Annotated in this window: 14 protein-coding genes; 8 read left to right on the top strand and 6 right to left on the bottom strand. The window is 66.6% G+C overall.

Annotation, left to right across the window (positions count from 1 at the left end):
- Positions 1 to 179: 179 nt before the first annotated feature.
- The 4 genes from TSO352_RS13550 to TSO352_RS13565 form a co-directional block, all read right to left on the bottom strand.
- Positions 180 to 1,952, bottom strand: a complete 1,773-nt coding sequence (locus tag TSO352_RS13550) for an ABC-three component system protein (RefSeq protein WP_109107843.1) — start codon at positions 1,950 to 1,952, stop codon at positions 180 to 182.
- The gene (locus TSO352_RS13555; protein ID WP_109107844.1) at positions 1,949 to 2,194 is read right to left on the bottom strand and encodes an ABC-three component system middle component 6; all 246 of its coding nucleotides are present in this window, start codon (positions 2,192 to 2,194) and stop codon (positions 1,949 to 1,951) included. Before TSO352_RS13555 ends, TSO352_RS13550 begins: the two co-directional genes overlap by 4 nt.
- Positions 2,191 to 3,099, bottom strand: a complete 909-nt coding sequence (locus tag TSO352_RS13560; RefSeq protein ID WP_109108315.1) for an ABC-three component system protein — start codon at positions 3,097 to 3,099, stop codon at positions 2,191 to 2,193. The genes TSO352_RS13555 and TSO352_RS13560 overlap by 4 nt, the downstream gene beginning before the upstream one ends.
- Before the next feature lie 413 nt (positions 3,100 to 3,512).
- On the bottom strand, positions 3,513 to 4,427 hold the full coding sequence (locus TSO352_RS13565; RefSeq protein WP_247872081.1) for a diguanylate cyclase: 915 nt from the start codon (positions 4,425 to 4,427) through the stop codon (positions 3,513 to 3,515).
- 238 nt (positions 4,428 to 4,665) lie between these two features.
- Between TSO352_RS13565 and TSO352_RS13570 the strand changes: the two genes are divergently transcribed.
- From TSO352_RS13570 to lipA, 8 genes are all read left to right on the top strand, one after another.
- Positions 4,666 to 6,612 carry a sigma-54-dependent Fis family transcriptional regulator gene (locus TSO352_RS13570; protein WP_109107846.1) on the top strand — a complete coding sequence of 649 codons (1,947 nt, stop codon included), beginning with the start codon at positions 4,666 to 4,668 and terminating at the stop codon, positions 6,610 to 6,612.
- 185 nt (positions 6,613 to 6,797) lie between these two features.
- Positions 6,798 to 7,868 carry an NAD(+)/NADH kinase gene (locus TSO352_RS13575; protein WP_109107847.1) on the top strand — a complete coding sequence of 357 codons (1,071 nt, stop codon included), beginning with the start codon at positions 6,798 to 6,800 and terminating at the stop codon, positions 7,866 to 7,868.
- Positions 7,869 to 7,892: 24 nt separating this feature from the next.
- Positions 7,893 to 8,876, top strand: coding sequence for a thiamine pyrophosphate-dependent dehydrogenase E1 component subunit alpha (locus TSO352_RS13580; protein WP_109107848.1), 984 nt, complete (start codon positions 7,893 to 7,895; stop codon positions 8,874 to 8,876).
- Between the two features lie 41 nt (positions 8,877 to 8,917).
- Positions 8,918 to 9,949 (top strand): alpha-ketoacid dehydrogenase subunit beta, encoded by a 1,032-nt coding sequence (locus TSO352_RS13585; RefSeq protein WP_109107849.1) that lies wholly within the window; start codon positions 8,918 to 8,920, stop codon positions 9,947 to 9,949.
- A gap of 222 nt (positions 9,950 to 10,171) precedes the next feature.
- Positions 10,172 to 11,299 (top strand): acetoin dehydrogenase dihydrolipoyllysine-residue acetyltransferase subunit, encoded by a 1,128-nt coding sequence (locus TSO352_RS13590; protein ID WP_199231595.1) that lies wholly within the window; start codon positions 10,172 to 10,174, stop codon positions 11,297 to 11,299.
- A gap of 95 nt (positions 11,300 to 11,394) precedes the next feature.
- Positions 11,395 to 12,180 carry a glucose 1-dehydrogenase gene (locus TSO352_RS13595; RefSeq protein WP_109107850.1) on the top strand — a complete coding sequence of 262 codons (786 nt, stop codon included), beginning with the start codon at positions 11,395 to 11,397 and terminating at the stop codon, positions 12,178 to 12,180.
- A gap of 48 nt (positions 12,181 to 12,228) precedes the next feature.
- Complete coding sequence (locus tag TSO352_RS13600; protein WP_247872082.1) at positions 12,229 to 13,338, top strand: 2,3-butanediol dehydrogenase; 1,110 nt, start codon at positions 12,229 to 12,231, stop codon at positions 13,336 to 13,338.
- Positions 13,338 to 14,261: a lipoyl synthase gene (lipA, locus tag TSO352_RS13605; protein ID WP_109107851.1), complete on the top strand. Its 924-nt coding sequence runs from the start codon at positions 13,338 to 13,340 to the stop codon at positions 14,259 to 14,261. Before TSO352_RS13600 ends, lipA begins: the two co-directional genes overlap by 1 nt.
- A 15-nt stretch (positions 14,262 to 14,276) precedes the next feature.
- Here the strand turns inward: lipA and TSO352_RS13610 are convergent, their stop codons facing one another.
- Both TSO352_RS13610 and zapE read right to left on the bottom strand, forming a co-directional pair.
- A complete protein-coding gene (locus tag TSO352_RS13610; protein ID WP_211100387.1) occupies positions 14,277 to 17,366 on the bottom strand; it encodes a class I SAM-dependent DNA methyltransferase in 3,090 nt (1,029 codons plus the stop codon).
- A 445-nt stretch (positions 17,367 to 17,811) separates the two neighbouring features.
- Positions 17,812 to 18,984, bottom strand: coding sequence for a cell division protein ZapE (gene zapE / locus TSO352_RS13615; protein ID WP_109107852.1), 1,173 nt, complete (start codon positions 18,982 to 18,984; stop codon positions 17,812 to 17,814).
- Positions 18,985 to 19,175: the final 191 nt, after the last annotated feature.

Here is a 19,175-nt window from a genome sequence, read left to right on the forward strand (position 1 = left end):
TAGGCGCGTCCTACCATATAGAGTGGCGTGCCTTCACCGCGGATGAGATCACCCCTGCGTGAAGTATGACAGGACAGCATTCTCCCAGCTGCGGAGCGTTGATCTGCGTCCAAGAATTACGGCCAGTTGCATCAGTGCGAAACTGGGCGGTGCTGTTAAATCTATGATTGTTACGAATGCTAGTTAAAACGAAGCCCGAAGAGACCGCCTGTCTCAGTGGCGTCGGTTAGCTTCGTTGGATTGACAAATGCTTCCACATCGAACCCCGGCCTGAATCCATCCCGAGGGAGAGCATCCGAGTTCATAGTCACGATATACTGATATCCTGTCTTGCTCGAGTGGTCAGCGCCAAGTTGAAGCGCCTTAGCAACTTGCCTCTCATCTACACCATCAAAAAGATGACTATCATGCACCAAGAATCCAGGACCAATTCCTCGCCTTGCCGCAAGATCTGCAAGCATCAGGTCAAAGCAAAATATTTGCATATTAGTGATTCCTTTGCTGCGCTGACTATCAATTCTTACATCGACAGTTGGACCATTTGGCGTGGCGCTAATCGTCAAGCTCCCTGCTTTCTCATAGAGAGCAGTCGATAGCTCTTCGAACACCAAAATAGCCTCGGAAACAACTTCTGAGCGCTCGTGCAAATCATCCTGAAGGGACTTGAGAAGACGCGCGCGCTCAATGTCAAGCTCAGCCTTCGTGCTCTCAATCCGCTCAGCCGTTAGGAGTCGTTGGCGTAGCCCTTCAGCCTCTGCTTCTGCGCGTCCAGCCTCCTCCTGAATCCGGGAGTAGTGCTCCAGGGCTCCTCCCGACGCAAGGATACCCATGATTTCCTGTCGCCGATGATCTATGCGCAGCCGCTCTGCTTCGCGCTGCTTGATGCGGTCTTCCGTAGCTTCAATCTCCGACGAGAGGTGGGAGCGACGATTCTTCACGACCGCTTCGTGGAACTGAGCGACCTCCTCGAAGCGACGCGCAACAGTATCAGGCAGAACAACGCCAGCCTCGCGATAAAGCCGGTCGAGGCTAACAGTCGCTGGAGGCTGCTCAGTAGTCAGAGAATCCTGAAGTTGAAGGATCAACTCCCGGTCTATTGTGTTCTCATTATTTAGAGCGGAGATGCGACGTGTAATATCGGATGCTTCATGCTCCAACGCGGTGTACTCAGGCACCACATTAAAGCTTGAGACCCGCTCGCGGAGCCGCTGAGCTCGCGCTTCAGCGATTGTCACGCGGGTACGAAGATCGGCTGCGGTTCCGAAGTAGCGCCCCAGTCCTCCGTCCCGCGCAGCCTTCCGCAGTTCCACCATTGCTTTTTCTTGAGTGCGGAGCTCCTGGAACTCTTGTGGTATCCGCGCATCCAAGCCGAGGAGATAGGAGACGGCCACCTGCTGGTCCCAGGTCTGCTGCATATTGGACTGCTGAGTGGGGGCGGCGAACCCTCCTGCGTTCTGCCGTCGCACGAAGTAGGAGAAGAGTGAACGGAAGGTCGGACTGAAGCGCGACCGTTCTCCATTCTCCTTCCCCGCATCGAGAGGCAGTCTGAAGAGCGCGTTGCCAAGGAATGCTCGCCACTGCTCATTGCTGAGGATCATGTCGCCGGACTTCGATTCAAGCGTCGGCTGGATCGGCCAGAATGAAGTATCACCTTGAAGCCGAATGCGAGATGGTTTGCCACCCGATCGCGCTATATCTACTATAGCTCCGCCGACATCTATACGAGCCTCAAATGTCCAAGGAACGAGGGCCTCGGAACGAAATATGCTGTCCTTATCAGCATTTGATCCAAAGAGAAAGTGAAGCAGATCGATAAAGCTTGTTTTCCCAGCTCCATTCCGCGACTGACGATCTGTTGCCCCTTTGCTTTTGTCAGCCAGAAGGATATTCAGGCCTTCATTGAAGCGAAGCGATTTGAAGCTCGGAAGATCGCTAGTAATGCTGTGGATCATGATGACGTCTTTCGGATCAAACCGCGGTCAAACTCGATTGCCCCCACCGTGAACAGCAGATCAAGAGCGAGAATGAACCAGTCGTAGTTCACTGGAGCAGGATCGGCGGACTGAGCACGCGCATTGCGGAGTTCATCCCAGAGGCGTGATACAGTCATAGGCTCATGGAGGTAGCTGAGCAATTCAGCACCAACGGTCAGAAGCGCCCGCTCAGGGCGAAGATGCTTCGTCGGCAGAATCATGCGGGTGTTCCGATAGCGACATCCTCGAATATATCGCACCGCTCGAAGAAGTAGGAGATTACAGCTAGAACTGCCGCTTGGTGTGCCGGTGTACCATTCATTCCACCCGCGAAGCTCTGAAGTTCACCGAAGATCTCGTCAGGACTAAGCCCAACCGCCTTGAGTGACTGATAGCGCTTGCGGAACGCCTCGCCGATCTCCTCGCCAAAACCGGGATCAGGCCACGCGTCGAAGAAGTCTTGAACGAGCTTCTCCCGACGGCGGCCCTGGCGGAGGAAGCCCGCCGCATCTTCCGACAGATCGTTGTTCTGCAGCTTCTCGGGAGACGGCGCAGTAAGAGGCGGAACTGCTTCTGGCTCTCGACGCCCGATGGCCAGAAGCACGGGACGAAGCGCCGCGAAGTCCAACCGCTCAAGCGCGCGCTGCGACGGCGCGATACCGAACAGATCCTCAAGCTGGTGCAACTCGAGCCCCATGGCTACGTCGCGGAGCCTGGAGTAACTACACTCGGCGATCTCAATGCCTGGATGAGCGATTCGGAGATCTTCCAGCTTCTGAGTGGCTTCGGCTGGTAGACCGCGGATATCGTTGTGCACGAGTTCCCATCGGCGCATTCGCCCGCCCCAATGGACAACGGCGCCATTGAAGTCCTCATCAATCTTGGCAAGGAGAGCGTCTAGCTTCATGGTATCAGGCGCGTAGCTCTGAAACACCGTCCCATCGCTCGGGCGGAACCCATCGCACTTCAGGTCGCCTTTCGGGCCATACGGACGAACCTGCTCGAAATCACCAACGAACCCATGCCCCATGATACGCGCGAAGAGTGTTTCAAACGCCTTCCCCTTCTCGCGGAGGAAGGAGTTCTCGAACTTCAGGCCATAGAAGCTTCGCTGTGTGTCGTCCAAGTTCAAGCCCTTGCCGCGTCGATCTGTCGGTCTCGCTTCGAGGGCCGCCAGTGTGAGCCTTCGAGCAGATGGGTCGAAACATCTATCACCGCCACAATCCACACGCCATCGGATTGTAGCAGGGCTGGCTCTGGCTAAGGTCGGGGCTGGCGGTGTAATCTGCGCTACCGGAGGTGGTTCCTTCCTCGAGAAGGTTGCTCCGGAACACCGCTATGGCATGGAGTAGGGAGCCTAACAGCGGATCCGCACGATAGGACTGTAGTGGTGGTAGCTCTCCGCTGCTACCATCATCGGAAAGCCCTCTGATCTCCGAAAGGACGTCAGGGGGCTTTTTCTTTGCGCGGTCTTGGCTCGACATGTCGTCGACTGCGATTCGACTGGATCCTGACAGCGGCGGTACGGCCTTTTTACCCCTACCCCGCCAGCGACCTCGGCAGCGTGATTTGCGGCTCGATCTCCACCCGGTTGCGGCCGGCGTTCTTCGCCCGGTACAGCCCGGCGTCGGCGCGGGCCAGAAGGGGTTCGATGCCGGGGTCGGTGGCGGTCATCCAGCTCAGGCCCAGGCTGACGGTCAGGCGCAACTCGCCGCCGGACGGCAGCGGAACGGCGGTCGCGGCGATGCGTTCGCGGACGCGCTGGGCGGCGGTGAAGGCGTTGACCGGTGTGGTTTCCGGCATCACCACGGCGAACTCCTCGCCGCCCAGGCGGCCGACGATGTCGCAGGCGCGCAAGGTCTCCTTGCAGGCGCGCACGGTGGCGCGGATGGCGTCGTCGCCGGTGGCGTGGCCGTGGCTGTCGTTGACCCGCTTGAAATGGTCGATGTCCAGCATCACCACCGACAGCGGGCGGTCGTATCGTCGCGAGCGGGTAAACTCTTCAGCCCCCCGCTCCAGGAAGCGGCGGCGGTTCAACGCCCCGGTCAGCGCGTCGGTGGTCGCCAGCCGTTCCAGGTCGCGCTGCATCGCCACCACGCGCGAGGCGGCCAGCAGCCGCGCCGCCGTCCATTTCCAGTCCAGCGGCTTGCGCAGGAACTCGTCGGCGCCGGCCTCCACCAACTCGTGGAACTGCTCGGTCATGCTGCCGGGGATCATCAGGATCAGGTAGAGGTGGCGCAGTCCCTGGGCGGTCCGCAGGTGCCAGCACAGTTCCAGCCCCGTCATGTCCTTCAGCCGGATGTCGGTCATCACGACGTCGAATTGCTCCTGCGCCACCGCGTCGATCGCGGCGGCACCGGTCTGCGCCACGCTGGTGGAGCAGCCGAGCTTGTTCAGCTCGTACACCATCATGTTGAGATGATGTGGTGAATCGTCGACAATCAGAATCCGCAAGTCCAATGCTCCCGGCGACCTGTGTCGTTTATGAAGCATGAGGCACGACCTGTGCAAATCTCCTTAACGTCAGGGCGCCGGAACAGGCCGAAAAGCCGAGTTGTATGGCGCCGGGCCGGCCGTGGCGCGGCGCCCCGACATGATGCTTTTGCACACATTGCGCACCGACGGTTCCGGTTGCTACTGTGACTGTGCTTTGTTGGCTCAACAAATGGAACAGGCGCCCGGAGGCACGATCATGGACAGCGCGCGCGCGGCCCACATCGACGAACTCGTCCGTGTTTCCGGTGGCGTCGCCTCAAGCCGCGACCCGATCATCGAGCAGTCCTGGCGGCGCTGCGTCGCCGACCACAAGCTGGACCCGACCGTCGGGCGCGAGGCCCACATCCTGCCGCAGGAGCGGCTGCGGCTGCACCGCGACGCGATGGACGAGTTCCTGCGCATGGCCCGCTTCGGGCTTGAGGCACTGTACCGGCAGGTCGCCGGCATGGGCTATGTGCTGCTGCTGACCGACAGCAACGGCGTCACCGTCGACTTCATCGGCGACCCGACCTTCGACAACCATCTGCGCCGCGCCGGGCTGTATCTGGGGTCCGACTGGAACGAGGGGCACGCCGGCACCTGCGCGGTCGGCACCTGCATCGCCACCGGACAGGCGCTGACCGTCCACCAGACCGACCATTTCGACACGACCCATATCCCGCTGACCTGCACCTCGGCCCCGGTGTTCGAAAGCGGTGGCGAGCTGGCGGCGGTGCTCGACATCTCCGCCCTGCACTCGCCGGAGCCGAAGATCAGCCAGTATCTGGCGCTGCAGATGGTCAAGGCCTATGTCCACAAGATCGAGAACGCCAACCTCTACAACAACTTCCGCCGCGACTGGGTGGTGAAGCTCTCCGCCTCGCAGGAGTTCGCGGAGGTCGATCCCGACTTCGTCCTGGCGCTGGACGGCGGTGGCCGGGTGATCGGCTTCAACCACAAGGCCCACGATCTGCTGGCGGAGAACGGGGTGTCGCCGCTCGGCCGATCCTTCGACGAGCTGTTCGATTGTCCGGTGGACGAGCTGGTCCGCTTCGTCCGCTCGCTGCCGACCGACCAGCGCACGCTGCGCCTGCGCCGCACCGGCCTGCCGCTGTTCGCCCAGGCGATGCCGCCGCCCGCCGTCAGCCCGCGCGCCCATGGCGCCGCCGACCATGGCGAGGCCGCACCGCTGGCCGAGCCGCTGCGCGCGGTGTCCGGCGGCGACCCGGCGCTGAAGGCGGTGCTGACCCGGGCGGCCAAGCTGGTCAACACCCGGATGAGCTTGCTGATCCACGGCGAGACCGGCACCGGCAAGGAGCATCTGGCCAAGGCGCTGCACAAGGCCAGCATCCGCGGGGCCAAGCCCTTCGTCGCCATCAACTGCGCCGCCCTGCCGGAAAACCTGATCGAGAGCGAGCTGTTCGGCTACGAGCCCGGCGCCTTCACCGGGGCGACGGCGCGCGGCAAGAAGGGGCTGATCCTGGAGGCCGACGGCGGCACCCTGTTCCTGGACGAGATCGGCGACATGCCGCTGTCGTCGCAGACCCGGCTGCTGCGCGTGCTGGCGGAACGCGAGGTGACGCCGATCGGCCGGACCAAGGCGGTGTCGGTCGACGTCCGCGTCATCGGCGCCACCCACCGCGACCTGATCGAGCTGGTCAAGGCCGGCAAGTTCCGCGACGACTTGTACTTTCGTCTCAACGGGGCGGTGTTCACCGTGCCGCCGCTGCGCCAGCGCGGCGACCTCGACTGGCTGATCGACCGGCTGCTGGCGGAACGCGCCAGCCGCGACGGCGTGCCGGCCTACCGCCTGACCCCGGCGGCGCTGGCGGCGCTCCGCGCCCACCGCTGGCCCGGCAACGTCCGCGAACTGGTCAACGCGCTGGACTACGCCTGCGCGGTCAGCGACGGCGGCCTGATCGACCTCGGCGACATTCCGGAACCGGTGCAGCACAGCGGCCTGTTCCAGGCGTGGCCGTCGCCGGAAGCGGCCTCGGCCGATGCGGCCCCGGACGGCGCCGACCCGGCCGCCCGCCTGCGCGACACCCTGCGCCGCCATCACTGGAACATCTCGGCGACGGCGCGGGCGCTCGGGGTCGACCGCTCCACCATCCACCGCCAGATGCACCGCTTCGGCATCGTCGCGCCGCACCGGGTGGATTGAAGGCGCGTGCGCGCCACACCTGTTGCACCACCCTTGCAACAGCGCCTGCAACAGGTGTTGCAACGCCCCACCCCGCCGCACGGCGCCCGACCGTTGAAAAGCAAGACAATCCGCTGACCTGACGGTCTGGCACGCTGCTTGCTGATACCCCTTCGAACGCTCACCGTTTCGAAGGGGACGCCATCGTGGCTCCGGTCGTCGGCATCGTCGCCAATCCGGTTTCCGCGCGGGACATCCGCCGGGTCGTCGCCAACGCGACCAGCCTGCAGATCGCCGACCGCGCCAACATCCTGCTGCGGGTGCTGGCGGCCCTGCGCGCCTGTGGCGTCCAGGACGTGGTGATGATGCCGGAGCATGGCGGCATCCGCTCCCACGTCGAGCGCGGGCTGGTGCGGGCGCGGGCTCGCGGCGAGGACCTCTATCCGGCGATCCACACCGTGGCGATGCCGGTCACCGGCACCGCCGCCGACACCCACCGGGCGACGCGCGAGATGCGGCTGGCCGGGGTCGCCGCCATCGTCGTGCTGGGCGGCGACGGCACCCATCGGGCGGTGGCGGCGGAATGCGGCGCGGTGCCGATCGCCGGCATCTCCACCGGCACCAACAACGCCTTCCCCGAACACCGCGAGCCGACGATCACCGGGCTGGCGACCGGGCTGGCGGTGACCGGCCGGGTGCCGCCGCACATCGCCTTCGCCGGCAACAAGCGCATCGACGTTTCGGTGAACGGCGGCGCGGTGGCCGAGATGGCGCTGGTCGACGTCGCCCTGGTGACGGAGCGCTACATCGGCGCCCGCGCCCTGTGGCGGACCGAGAATTTCCGCGAACTCTACGTCACCTTCGCCGACCCCGAGGTGATCGGCATGTCGGCCATCGCCGGCCTGCTGGAACCGGTCGGCCGCGACGAGAGCGGCGGCCTGATGGTGCGGCTGGCGCCCGGTGGGTCGGAAACCGGTCCGGCGTCGGATCCGGGCACCACCACCCTGCTCGCCCCCATCGCCCCCGGAATGATGGCGCCGGTCAGCGTGACCGACTGGCGCCGCATGCCCGCCGGCGTGCCCTTCGTCCCGAAGGTCACGTCCGGCTCCATCGCGCTCGACGGTGAGCGCGAGTTGTCCTTCACCGAGCGCGACCGGCTGTCGCTGACGCTGCGGGACGATGCCTTCCACACCGTGAACGTGGCCGCCGTGATGCGGCACGCCGGCCAGAACCGGCTGCTGACCGGCACGCCCGTGCCGGTGTCGGCCGATCTCTAAACAAAACCAGGGAGAAAACACCTCATGTCCCAGAATCCCTTCCCGCTCGACAAGGCCGACCTGCTGAAGGCCTACCGCACCATGCGGACGATCCGCGACTTCGAGGAGCGGTTGCACGTCGACTTCGCCAAGGGCGACATCCCCGGCTTCGTCCACCTCTATGCCGGCGAGGAGGCCTGCGCCACCGGCATCATGATGCACCTGAACGACAATGACCGCATCGCCTCCACCCACCGCGGCCACGGCCACTGCATCGCCAAGGGCGTCGACGTTCACGCGATGATGGCGGAGATCTACGGCCGCAGCACCGGCGCCTGCCGGGGCAAGGGCGGGTCGATGCACATCGCCGACCTGTCCAAGGGCATGATGGGCGCCAACGGCATCCTGGGCGCCGGCGCGCCGCTGATCTGCGGCGCGGCGCTGGCGGCCAAGGTGCGCGGCGACCGCGGCGTCGGCATCACCTTCGTCGGCGACGGCGCGTCGAACCAGGGCACCTTCCTGGAGAGCCTGAACCTCGCCGCGGTGTGGAACCTGCCGGTGGTCTTCGTGGTGGAGAACAACGGCTACGCCGAATCCACGGCGATGGAATGGGCGGTGTCCTGCGACAGCTACGTCGACCGCGCCACCGGCTTCGGCATGCCCGGCGTCACGGTGGACGGCACCGACTTCTTCGCGGTGTACGAGGCGGCGGGCGAGATCATCCGCCGTGCCCGCGACGGCGGCGGCCCGGCGCTGCTGGAATGCAACATGGTCCGCTTCTACGGCCATTTCGAAGGCGACGCCCAGACCTACCGCGCCAAGGGCGAGCTGGAGGCGATCCGCGCCTCCCGCGATTGCCTGACCATCCTGTCCGAACGGGTGATCGAGGCCGGCGTGGTGTCCCGCGACGAGTTGCAGGCGATCGACCGCGAGGTGGCCGACCGGATCGAGGACGCGGTGCGCGCCGCCAAGGCCGCCCCGCTGCCGGAGGCCAGCGACCTGCTGACCGACGTCTACGTCGCCTACTGAGCCCCCTCACTCCAAAGAAACGCAAAACGCGGAGGAAACACATGTCCCGCAAGATCAGCATGAAGCAGGCGATCAACGAGGCGCTGGATCTGGAGATGCGCCGCGATCCCACCGTGATCGTCATGGGCGAGGACATCGTCGGCGGCACCGGCGCCCATGGCGAGGACGACGCCTGGGGCGGCGTGCTGGGCGTCACCAAGGGGCTGTACGCCAAGCACGGCAACCGGCTGATGGACACGCCGCTGTCGGAATCGGCCTACATCGGCGCGGCGGTCGGCGCCGCCGCCTGCGGCCTGCGCCCGGTGGCGGAGCTGATGTTCATGGACTTCATGGGCGTCTGCTTCGACCAGATCTTCAACCAGGCGGCCAAGTTCCGCTACATGTTCGGCGGCAAGGCCGAAACCCCGGTGGTGATCCGCGGCATGGTCGGCGCCGGCTTCCGCGCCGCGGCCCAGCATTCGCAGATGCTCACCCCGCTGTTCACCCACATCCCCGGCCTGAAGGTGGTCTGCCCCAGCAACGCCTATGACGCCAAGGGGCTGCTGATCCAGTCGATCCGCGACAACGACCCGGTGATCTTCTGCGAGCACAAGAACCTCTACGGCCTGGAATGCGAGGTTCCGGCCGAAAGCTACGCCATCCCCTTCGGCGAGGCGAACGTGCTGCGCGACGGCGACGATGTCACCATCGTCAGCTACGGCCTGACCGTCCACCGCGCGCTGGAGGCCGCCACCGCCCTGGCCAAGGACGGCACCGAGGCCGAGGTGATCGACCTGCGCACCCTGTCGCCGATCGACTGGGACACCATCGTCGAGAGCGTCGAGCGCACCGGCCGGCTGGTGGTGGTGGACGAGGCGCATCCGCGCTGCAACCTCGCCACCGACATCGCCGCCTTCGTCGGCCAGAACGCCTTCGGCGCCCTCAAGGCCGGCGTGCAGATGGTGACGGCGCCGCACACCCCGGTGCCCTTCGCGCCGTCGCTGGAGGATCTGTACGTCCCCAGCGCCGACAGCATCGCCAGCGCCGTGCGGCGCACGCTGTCGCCCAAGGGGGCGCGCAGCATCGCGGCGTGATGCAGGCGCCGGCTTAATGCCCCCTCCCTAACCCTCCCCCGCCCTCGGCCGGCCGAAGGCCGGTCCGATCGCGGGAGAGGGAACTGCCGCCGCTTAGCCATAAGGCACCCTCTCCCGCGAAGCGGGGGAGGGTCGGGGTGGGGGCAGAGGACTTGAGGGGGCGGACACCCCAGAGGGCAAGCCACGCCCCAACCAAAAAAATCCCCCAGGAGACCGAGTTCCATGTTGAACGAGCGCATCAAGCCCATCGTCATGCCGAAATGGGGCCTGTCCATGTCGGAAGGCAAGGTCACCGGCTGGCTGAAGCGGCCGGGGTCGACCGTCTCCCTCGGCGACGAGTTGCTGGAGGTCGAGACCGACAAGATCACCAACGTGGTCGAAGCCGGCGAGACCGGCATCCTGCGCCGCGTGCTGGGCGAACCCGGCACCATCTACCCGGTCAAGGCGCTGATCGCCGTGCTGGCCGAACCCGACGTGCCCGACAGCGACATCGACGCCTTCATCGACGCCTACGCCGTCCCGGCCGGCGAGGACGGCGACGGCGAGGCCGACGCCGGCCCGCAGTACCACACCGCCGAAACGCCGGCCGGCACCATCCGCTACGCCAAGCGGGGCGAAAACGGCCCCACCGTCCTGCTGGTCCACGGCTTCGGCGGCGACCTCGACAACTGGCTGTTCACCATCGACGCGCTGGCGGAGAACGCCACCGTCTACGCGCTCGACCTGCCCGGCCACGGCCAATCCACTAAGCGGATCGCCGACCCGTCGCTGGCCGGCCTGTCCAAGGCGGTGCTGGACTTCCTCGACACGGTGGGCGTCGAGCGCGCCCATGTCGTCGGCCATTCGATGGGCGGCGCGGTGGCGATGCGCACGGCGCTCGACGCCCCCGGCCGCGTGGCGTCGCTGTCGTTGATCGCCTCGGCCGGGCTGGGGGAACAGATCGACCACGGCTACATCCAGGGCTTCGTGGGTGCGACATCCCGCCGCGACCTGAAACCGGTCCTGGAGACGCTGTTCGCCGACCGTGGCCTTGTCAGCCGCAAGCTGGTTGACGACCTCTTGAAGTACAAGCGGCTCGACGGCGTGGACGAGGCGCTGCGGGCGCTGTCCTCGGGCCTGTTCGCCGACGGCCGGCAGGCCAGCGTCCTGACCGGCCCGATCGCGGACGCCAAGCCGCCCACCCTGGTGGTGTGGGGCGAGGAGGACCGCGTCATCCCCGCCGCCCACGCCCAGGCGCTGGCCGACACGGCACAGGTCGCCGTGATCCCCGGCGCTGGCCACATGGTGCAGATGGAGGCGGCCGGCAAGGTGAACGCGCTGCTGAAGGACCACATCGCCAAGGCAGGCTGAGGCCCGACCGGCCTCTCCCCTGCCCGTTCCCGATTCCTGATCCACCCACCACCGGCGTGCGGGCCAACCGCTCGCGCGCCGGAAGGAGATCGCTCATGCCTGACCTCAAGGACAAGAGCATCATCGTCACCGGCGCCGGACGCGGCATCGGCGCCACCATCGCCAAGGCGCTCGCCGCCGACGGCGCCCGCCTGACCATCGCCGACCGCACCGAGGCCGACGCCCGACAGGTGGCCGACGCCATCCGCGCCGCCGGCGGCACCGCCATTGCCGTCACGGTCGACGTCCGCGACCGCGCCGCCGTCCGCCGCATGATCGACGAGACGGTCAAGGCCCATGGCCGGCTCGACGTGATCTTCAACAACGCCGGCATCGCCCAGACCAAGCCCTTCCTCGACATCACCGAGGACGATTGGCACACGGTCAACGACGTCAACGCGCTGGGCGTGCTGATCGGCATGCAGGAGGCGATCAAGACGTTCAAGCAGCAGGGCGGCGGCGGCAAGATCGTCAACACCGCCTCGATCGCCGGCAAGCAGGGCTACGAGCCGCTGGCCCATTACTCCGCCAGCAAGTTCGCTGTCGTGGCGCTGACCCAGGCCGCCGCCCGCGGCTTCGGCAAGGACGGCATCACCGCCAACGCCATCTGCCCCGGCGTGGTGGCGACCGAGATGTGGAAGATCATCGACCAGGGCTTCCGCGACACCGGCATCACCAAGACCGAGAACGAGGCGTTCGACATGTTCGCCGCCGGCGCCGTGCTGGGCCGCCCGTCGCGCCCCGACGATCTGGTCGGCGTCGCCCGCTTCCTCGCCTCGTCCGACAGCGACTTCATGACCGGCCAGTCGCTGCTGGTCGACGGCGGCATGGTCTTCGCCTGAACCACGCGACGGCCCTCGCCCAAAACAACAAATCCGGAGGACAACACCATGAACGCGATGACCACGATGAAGGCCGCCGTCTGGCATGGCCGCAAGGACATCCGGGTGGAAGACGTGCCGCTGCCGGGCGCGCCGCCCGCCGGCTGGGTGCAGATCAAGGTGCATTGGTGCGGCATCTGCGGGTCCGACCTGCACGAGTATGTCGCCGGCCCCGTCTTCATCCCGGTCGACACGCCCCACCCGCTGACCGGCCTGAAGGGCCAATGCATCCTGGGCCACGAGTTCAGCGGCGAGATCGCGACGCTCGGCGAGGGCGTGACCGGCTTTGCGGTCGGCGACCGGGTGGCGGCCGACGCCTGCCAGCATTGCGGCGAGTGCTATTATTGCAAGCACGGCATGTACAACATCTGCGAAAAGCTGGCCTTCACCGGGCTGATGAACAACGGCGCCTTCGCCAGCTTGGTCAACGTCCCGGCCGAGCTGCTCTACAAGCTGCCCGACGGCTTCCCGACCGAGGCCGGTGCCCTGATCGAGCCGTTGGCGGTCGGCATGCACGCGGTAAAGAAGGCCGGCAGCATCGTCGGCGAGACGGTGGTGGTGGTCGGCGCCGGCACCATCGGCCTGTGCACCATCATGTGCGCGAAGGCGGCGGGCGCCGGGCGGATCATCGTCCTGGAGATGTCGGCGGCCCGCAAGGCCAAGGCGCTGGAGGTCGGCGCCACCGTCGTGCTCGACCCCAAGGAATGCGACGCGGTGGCGGAGGTCAAGGCGCTGACCGGCGGCTACGGCGCCGACGTGTCGTTCGAGTGCATCGGCCACCGCGACACGGCGAAGCTCGCCATCGACGTCATCCGCAAGGCCGGCAAGGCGGTGCTGGTCGGCATCTTCGAGGAACCGAGTTCCTTCAACTTCTTCGAGATCGTCGCCACCGAGAAGCAGATCATCGGCTCGCTGGCCTACAATGGCGAGTTCGCCGACGTCATCCGCTTCATCGCCGACGGCCGCATCGACGTGCAGCCGCTGATCACCGGCCGCATCACGCTGGACAGCATCGTCACCGGCGGCTTCGAGGAGCTGGTGGCGCACAAGGACCGCAACGTGAAGATCATCGTGCAGCCGGCGGCCATGGCCGCCGCGATGGCGGAGGCCGTGCACTGATGGCGACGCCCGCGACACGCGCCACGCGGCCGGAGCATCAGGCCGACAAGCCGGTCTGGCTCCGCGCCCGCGCCCCCGCCGGCGCGGCGTTCGAGGACACGCAAACCCTCGTCCGCCGCCACGGCCTGAACACGGTCTGCGAAGAGGCCGCCTGCCCCAACATCGGCGACTGCTGGAGCAAGCGGCACGCCACCGTGATGATCCTGGGCAGCGTGTGCACGCGGGCCTGCGCCTTCTGCAACGTCGCCACCGGCCGGCCCGACGCGCTCGATCCCCACGAGCCGGAGCGGCTGGCCGAGGCGGTCGGCGAGCTGGGCCTCGCCCACGTCGTCGTCACCTCGGTCGACCGCGACGACCTGCCCGACGGCGGTGCGGCGCATTTCGCCCGCTGCATCGCCCGCATCCGTGCCGCCTCCCCGGCCACGACGGTGGAGGTGCTGACCCCCGATTTCCGCAACAAGGCCGGCGCGGTGGAGACCGTCGCCGACGCCCGCCCCGAAATCTACAACCACAACCTGGAAACCGTGCCGCGGCTCTACGCCGATGTCCGGCCGGGGGCACGCTATTACGGCTCGCTCCGCCTGCTCGACCGGGTGAAGGAACGGGACCCGTCGATCTTCACCAAGTCCGGCATCATGGTCGGGCTGGGCGAGGAGCCGGCGGAAGTGTTGCAGGTGATGGACGATCTGCGGGCGGCGGGGGTGGATTTCCTGACCATCGGCCAGTATCTCCGCCCGACCCCCAACCACCACCCGGTCGCCCGCCACGTCACGCCCGACGAGTTCGAACGCTACGGCACGGTGGCGCGGGCCAAGGGCTTCCTGATGGTGTCGGCGACGCCGCTGACCCGCTCGTCCCACCACGCCGGCCGCGACTTTGCGGAACTGCGGCGGCGGGCGGCGGACAGGCTGGTGGCGGTGTGAAGGGCCGGAGGGGGCTCATCCGGTCCGGCGGCGGCCGGGTGCCCGTCGCCCGGGAGCGTGGTCGGGCACCGCCTCGGGCGTTTCCGTGCCGGTGGATGCGTCCGCGGCCGACTTGCCGCCGGAAATCGGCAGCATCAGGGTTCCCTGTTTGCGGTCGGTCTCCCGGCTTCGCCCCTTTCGCGCCGTCTTGCCCACCGCCGTCCGGGCATGATTGAGCGCGAGGAGACGGGCAAGCGCCTCCTCGTCCGACAGGTCGGCCGGCCAGCCATAGGCGGCGGCAACGGCGGCATCCAGGGCGGCGTGAGCCTGCGTCAGCCATGCCGGCGGCTTGTTGTAGAGATTGGTCAGGGTGCGGGTCTTCAGGACCGTGGCGGCGCGCTCGCCACGCGGCAGCAGCCGGTCGGGAAACCCGTCCACCACCTCCGGCACCCGCTCCACGAGGTCCGACGGGTTCAACCATGCCTCCCGCAGATCGTTCAACCGGCATGCCGCCGCCGCGATGGCCTGGGCGCGCGGGTCGTCGGCATAGGCGTCGGCCGGACGGTCGGGCGTCAGGCCGTCGGGAAACGGGAAGGTTTCAAACGTCGTGGACGGGGTGTAGCGCGGCCGATCCTCAAGGCTCGTCCCCAGACGCAGCGCCCACAGCTCATGGAAGCGGCTGTGCAGGATGCCGAATGTGGTGTCATCGTCGCGGGCGATGACATCGAGCAGGTTGGCCGTCAGCACGCGTGTCGGACACCAGACGAACACCCGGTGCTTGGCGACGACCGGTGTCATGATACAGCGGTACAGTTTCAGCAGGCTTGCTCGCAATTCCGGACGGGAGCGTTCGTGCAGCCACCAGAGCTGGCGGGTGCGCGCGTTGCGGTCGCCGGCGCGTTCCGGACAGACGTGGCGGCGGGCATGCTCGAAGGGGGCCTCATAAAGAGCGGCTTCCTGTCCGTCCATACCGCCGAAATCGATCACCCATGTGTCCGATGGACGCCGAACCACATCCATGGCGTTCAGCCAAGGGCGAAGAACATCGGCGTTCGGACGGCCGTTGGGGTTGAGCGGACTGGTCAGCCATGCGCGGGCCGTCTCGCCTGGAACATCGAAAGGACCGTACTTCTTGATGCCCTCGAAGCACACGCCGCCATTCTCAGCCAGCCGCTTCGCCGTCGTCAGATCCACCCCGCCACCGGACAGGTCGGAGAAGATCTCCGGCACCTCCCGTCCGTCCAGCCGCGGCGTCTCGTCGATCCCCTTGGGACCGAAGCATACCAGCGACACCCGCACCGCCGCGCCATCGACGCGCCAGGGTTCGTCCGACCACGCTTCGAAGATCGTGCCGGACCCGCGGATGCGGTCGAGCACGCTGCGGTTCGCGCCACCTCGGATCGAGTTGGTGGCGACCAGCCCGACACGCTCCACCCGCCCCTCCTCCATCAGGGCACGCGCCTTCTCGAACCAGTAGCAGACGAGATCGGCGGCGCCGGGCAAGCGTCCTTCAAAAAGGCTGCGCAGGCGCGTCACGTAATTCTCGCCCAGGCCGCCCAGCATCGCCTTGTCGCCGACGAAGGGTGGGTTGCCGACGATGACGACCCGGTGTGCTCCGTCGTCCTCGCGGGCACACGGAGCGAGCCAATGCTCCTCGCCGCCGATCAGGTCGACCAGCGCATCCTTTTGCCGGATGGTTTCCAGGCTCTTCAGGATCGGGTTGCGCGGCACCTCCTCGCCATGGCGGAGCATCCACTGGATGAAGCCGATCCACACCGAGATGCGGGCCAGTTCGACGCCCATCGGATTGACGTCGATGCCCATCACCGCCTCCGGCCCGATGGTCCGCGGCCGGGCGTTGCCTTTCAGATCGAACTCCAACTGGCGCTGGAAGCCGAAGGTTTCGCCATCGACCAGCACCGCGTGCTCCAAATCCTTCAGTTCGCGCAGCGCCAGATACAGGAAATTGCCGGAACCGCAGGCGGGATCCAACACCCGAACCCGATGCAACCGGTCGAGAAAGCCATCATACAGCGCCCGTGCATCGCGACGCGCGCGGTCCCGGCCGGCGGGAGCGGCACGGCGCGCCTTGTCCAGCAGCGTCACGATCCGACCGCGCAGCGCCGTCCATTCGCGCTTTAGCGGACGGGTGACGACCGGATCGATCAGCTTCAGGATCATCGGCTCGGACGTGTAGTGGACGCCGACGGCACCACGCGAGCGGCCGTCCCGGTCGCGCCGCACCACCTCGCGCGCCAGCGCCGTGCGCCGTTCCGGCGTCAACCCGCGTTCGAACAGGGTGCCGAGAATAGTCGGGTCGATGTCGGCCCAGTCCAGCCGTGCCGCCTCACGCACCAGCGCCAGTTCTCCAGGCTCCAACGGCAGCGCACTGGAATCTTCGAACAGCCCACCGTTGAACCACTCCACCGCCTTGAAGCCCAGCCGGCCACCGCCGCGCATGGAACGGAACAGTGTTCCGGCCAGCGACGCGAACTCCGCCGGGTCGCGAACCGCCTCGTCCAGCAGTTCGGTGAACAGCCGGTCGCCGAGCAGGCCGACATCCTCGGCGAACATGCAGAAGACCAACCGCATCAGGAAATGCGCGACCACCCAGGGATCGTGCCCGCGCCGCGTCAGCCGGTCGGCGAGTGTGGCAAAGCGGCCTGCCACCTCTTCGGTCAGCATGGCGCGCGTCCGGCCGGGTCGCAGCCGCCCCGGATCCGCGAAGGCCCATTTCAGGATCTGCCGCCGGTCGGGTTCAACCAAGTCCGTCAGAACGATGTCGTGCGTCTCGGTGACGGCGTTGGTCCAGTTGGTGTGGACACGGAACCGCCGCATGTCGCTGACGATCAGCAGCGGCGGGTTGGCCAGCGCCGGTGCGTAACGCTGCAGCTGTGCGTAGGCGGCTTGCAGGTCGCCGCCCGGCCCCTTGTACTCCCAGGCAAAGCAGCCGCGTTTCCAAACATCGGCGCGTCCGGGCCGGCCATCGGTCTGCGCGACGGCCTTTTCGAAACAATAGCTGGTGGCCTGCGGGTCAGCTTCGGCAGGTGGCGGCTCGCCAAGGATATCGCAGAGATCGATGAAATGTTCGTGCGTCCCCTGGCTCTCGCCAAGCGAAGCGTTCATCCACTTCCGGATAAAACCCTCCACTGTCAGGCGATGCCGCATGACATCGATAAGCATACCTATGCACTCTTTTGCAGCATATCTCCTCTCATGCTCTCGATGAACTATTAATTATTTTCTAATATTCCGGCAGTCTGTCATGGTCATTTGGAAACCGCTTTAAAAGCCGCACCGGAAATGCCGGAGCGCAGCGCCATTGGGACACCGCAATCCTGGGCACCGCCGCTTGGGCATGCCCCAGGACAACCGGGTGCGAGTGTTGCCTTGCCGGCGGACCGGGCCGGGGAAACCTGTCCAGGCAATGTTGGAGCGATTTCAAACGGCCCGCACGCAAGGCGTTGGGCGCACGCGCGGTGAATGGCTGCCCGGGCCGGCGGGCGCCCCTCGTCAAACGCGGCTTGGTGAGACACCCACGCGACACCGGCCTCCCGGTGCGGGAGCGACGTCAGGTCAGATGCTGGAGCTTGAGATAGTCCTCGCTCTGCATCTCCATCAAGCGGCTGACCGTGCGCTCGAACTCGAAGGCGTGGGTGCCTTCGGGATAGAGGCGTTCCGGCGGGCCTTCGGCGGCGATGACGACGTTGACCTTGTGCTCGTACAGCGCGTCGATCAGCGTCATGAAACGCTTGGCCTCGTTGCGCAGTTCGTCCTTCATCGTCGGGACGTTGTCGATCAGGACGGTGTGGAAATGCGTCGCAAGCGCCAGATAATCGGCGGCGCCCAGCGGCTTGCCGCAGAGGTCCCAGAAATCGATACGGGCGACGCATTTGGCGGCACAGGCAACCTCCACCCGGCGTCCCTGCACCAGCAGGTGCGTCGGCTCGCCCGCCGCACCACCGGTCAGGTCGGCGAACGCGCGCCGCAGCGCCGCGTCGGCGGCCGGGCCCAGCGGATGATGATAGATCGGCACGCCCTTCAGCCGGTCCAGCCGGTAGTCGGTCGGGCCGTCCAGCGACAGGATGTCCAGCTTCTCCTTCAGCAGCGCGATGAAGGGCAGGAACAGCTCGCGCTGGAGACCGTCCTTGTAGAGCATGTCCGGCGGCCAGTTGGACGTCGCGACCACCACGACGCCCAGGTCGAACAGGCTGGTGAACAGCCGCCCCAGGATCATCGCGTCGACGACGTTGGTGACGTGGAATTCGTCGAAGCACAGCAGCCACGCCTCGTCGGCCAGCGCGCGGGCCAGTTCGGGCAGCGCTTCGTCCGGGCCGTCGCCTTTGCCCCGGCCCGACTGGCGGTGGTCGTGGATGCGCTGGTGGACCTCCAGCATGAACTCGTGGAAATGGACACGCCGCTTCTTGTCCACCGGGGCGGTGTCGAAGAACAGGTCCATCAGCATCGACTTGCCGCGCCCCACCCCGCCATAGAGGTAGAGCCCCTGAGGCGCGGTGGAGGCGATCTCGGGCGCCGGCGGCGCCGTGCGGAGCCGGCCCAGCCCGAACCGCTCCAGCCAGCCGCCGCCCGCCGCCTTGCCCTCGCCGGCCGGCTGCGGCCGGTAGCCCTTCAGTGCTTGGTACAGGCTCTGGAACTTCTCGGCCGCCAGTTCCTGGTCGGGGTCGGGGCGCAGCGTGCCAGTGCCGCGGCGGGCGCGGTAAAGCGAAAGCGGTCCATCGGTCATGGGGGTATGCGCAAGCTTCGGCTGGGAAGGGAGACCCTTACCTAGCGGATGGCGGCGCGGCGGGCAACGCCCACTCCGGCATGGCAGAACGGCCGGTCGAGCCGGCTGCGACAGGACGGGGCGCGGCAAGTGGGCGCAGCGGAGAAACCCCAATGGACACGTGGTGGCGCTTTCCTTACCGGAACGGCTCG

The sequence above is a fragment of the Azospirillum sp. TSO35-2 genome, from assembly GCF_003116095.1.
In the GTDB taxonomy this organism is placed as follows: Bacteria; Pseudomonadota; Alphaproteobacteria; order Azospirillales; family Azospirillaceae; genus Azospirillum.

Coding starts and splice junctions, on each gene's coding strand:
- TSO352_RS13550 (WP_109107843.1), bottom strand. CDS start 1,952: ATGATCCACAGCATTACTAGCGATCTTCCGAGCTTCAAATCGCTTCGC.
- lipA (WP_109107851.1), top strand. CDS start 13,338: ATGGCGACGCCCGCGACACGCGCCACGCGGCCGGAGCATCAGGCCGAC.
- TSO352_RS13585 (WP_109107849.1), top strand. CDS start 8,918: ATGTCCCGCAAGATCAGCATGAAGCAGGCGATCAACGAGGCGCTGGAT.
- TSO352_RS13595 (WP_109107850.1), top strand. CDS start 11,395: ATGCCTGACCTCAAGGACAAGAGCATCATCGTCACCGGCGCCGGACGC.
- TSO352_RS13570 (WP_109107846.1), top strand. CDS start 4,666: ATGGACAGCGCGCGCGCGGCCCACATCGACGAACTCGTCCGTGTTTCC.
- TSO352_RS13610 (WP_211100387.1), bottom strand. CDS start 17,366: ATGAACGCTTCGCTTGGCGAGAGCCAGGGGACGCACGAACATTTCATC.
- zapE (WP_109107852.1), bottom strand. CDS start 18,984: ATGACCGATGGACCGCTTTCGCTTTACCGCGCCCGCCGCGGCACTGGC.
- TSO352_RS13600 (WP_247872082.1), top strand. CDS start 12,229: ATGAACGCGATGACCACGATGAAGGCCGCCGTCTGGCATGGCCGCAAG.
- TSO352_RS13580 (WP_109107848.1), top strand. CDS start 7,893: ATGTCCCAGAATCCCTTCCCGCTCGACAAGGCCGACCTGCTGAAGGCC.
- TSO352_RS13555 (WP_109107844.1), bottom strand. CDS start 2,194: ATGATTCTGCCGACGAAGCATCTTCGCCCTGAGCGGGCGCTTCTGACC.
- TSO352_RS13590 (WP_199231595.1), top strand. CDS start 10,172: ATGTTGAACGAGCGCATCAAGCCCATCGTCATGCCGAAATGGGGCCTG.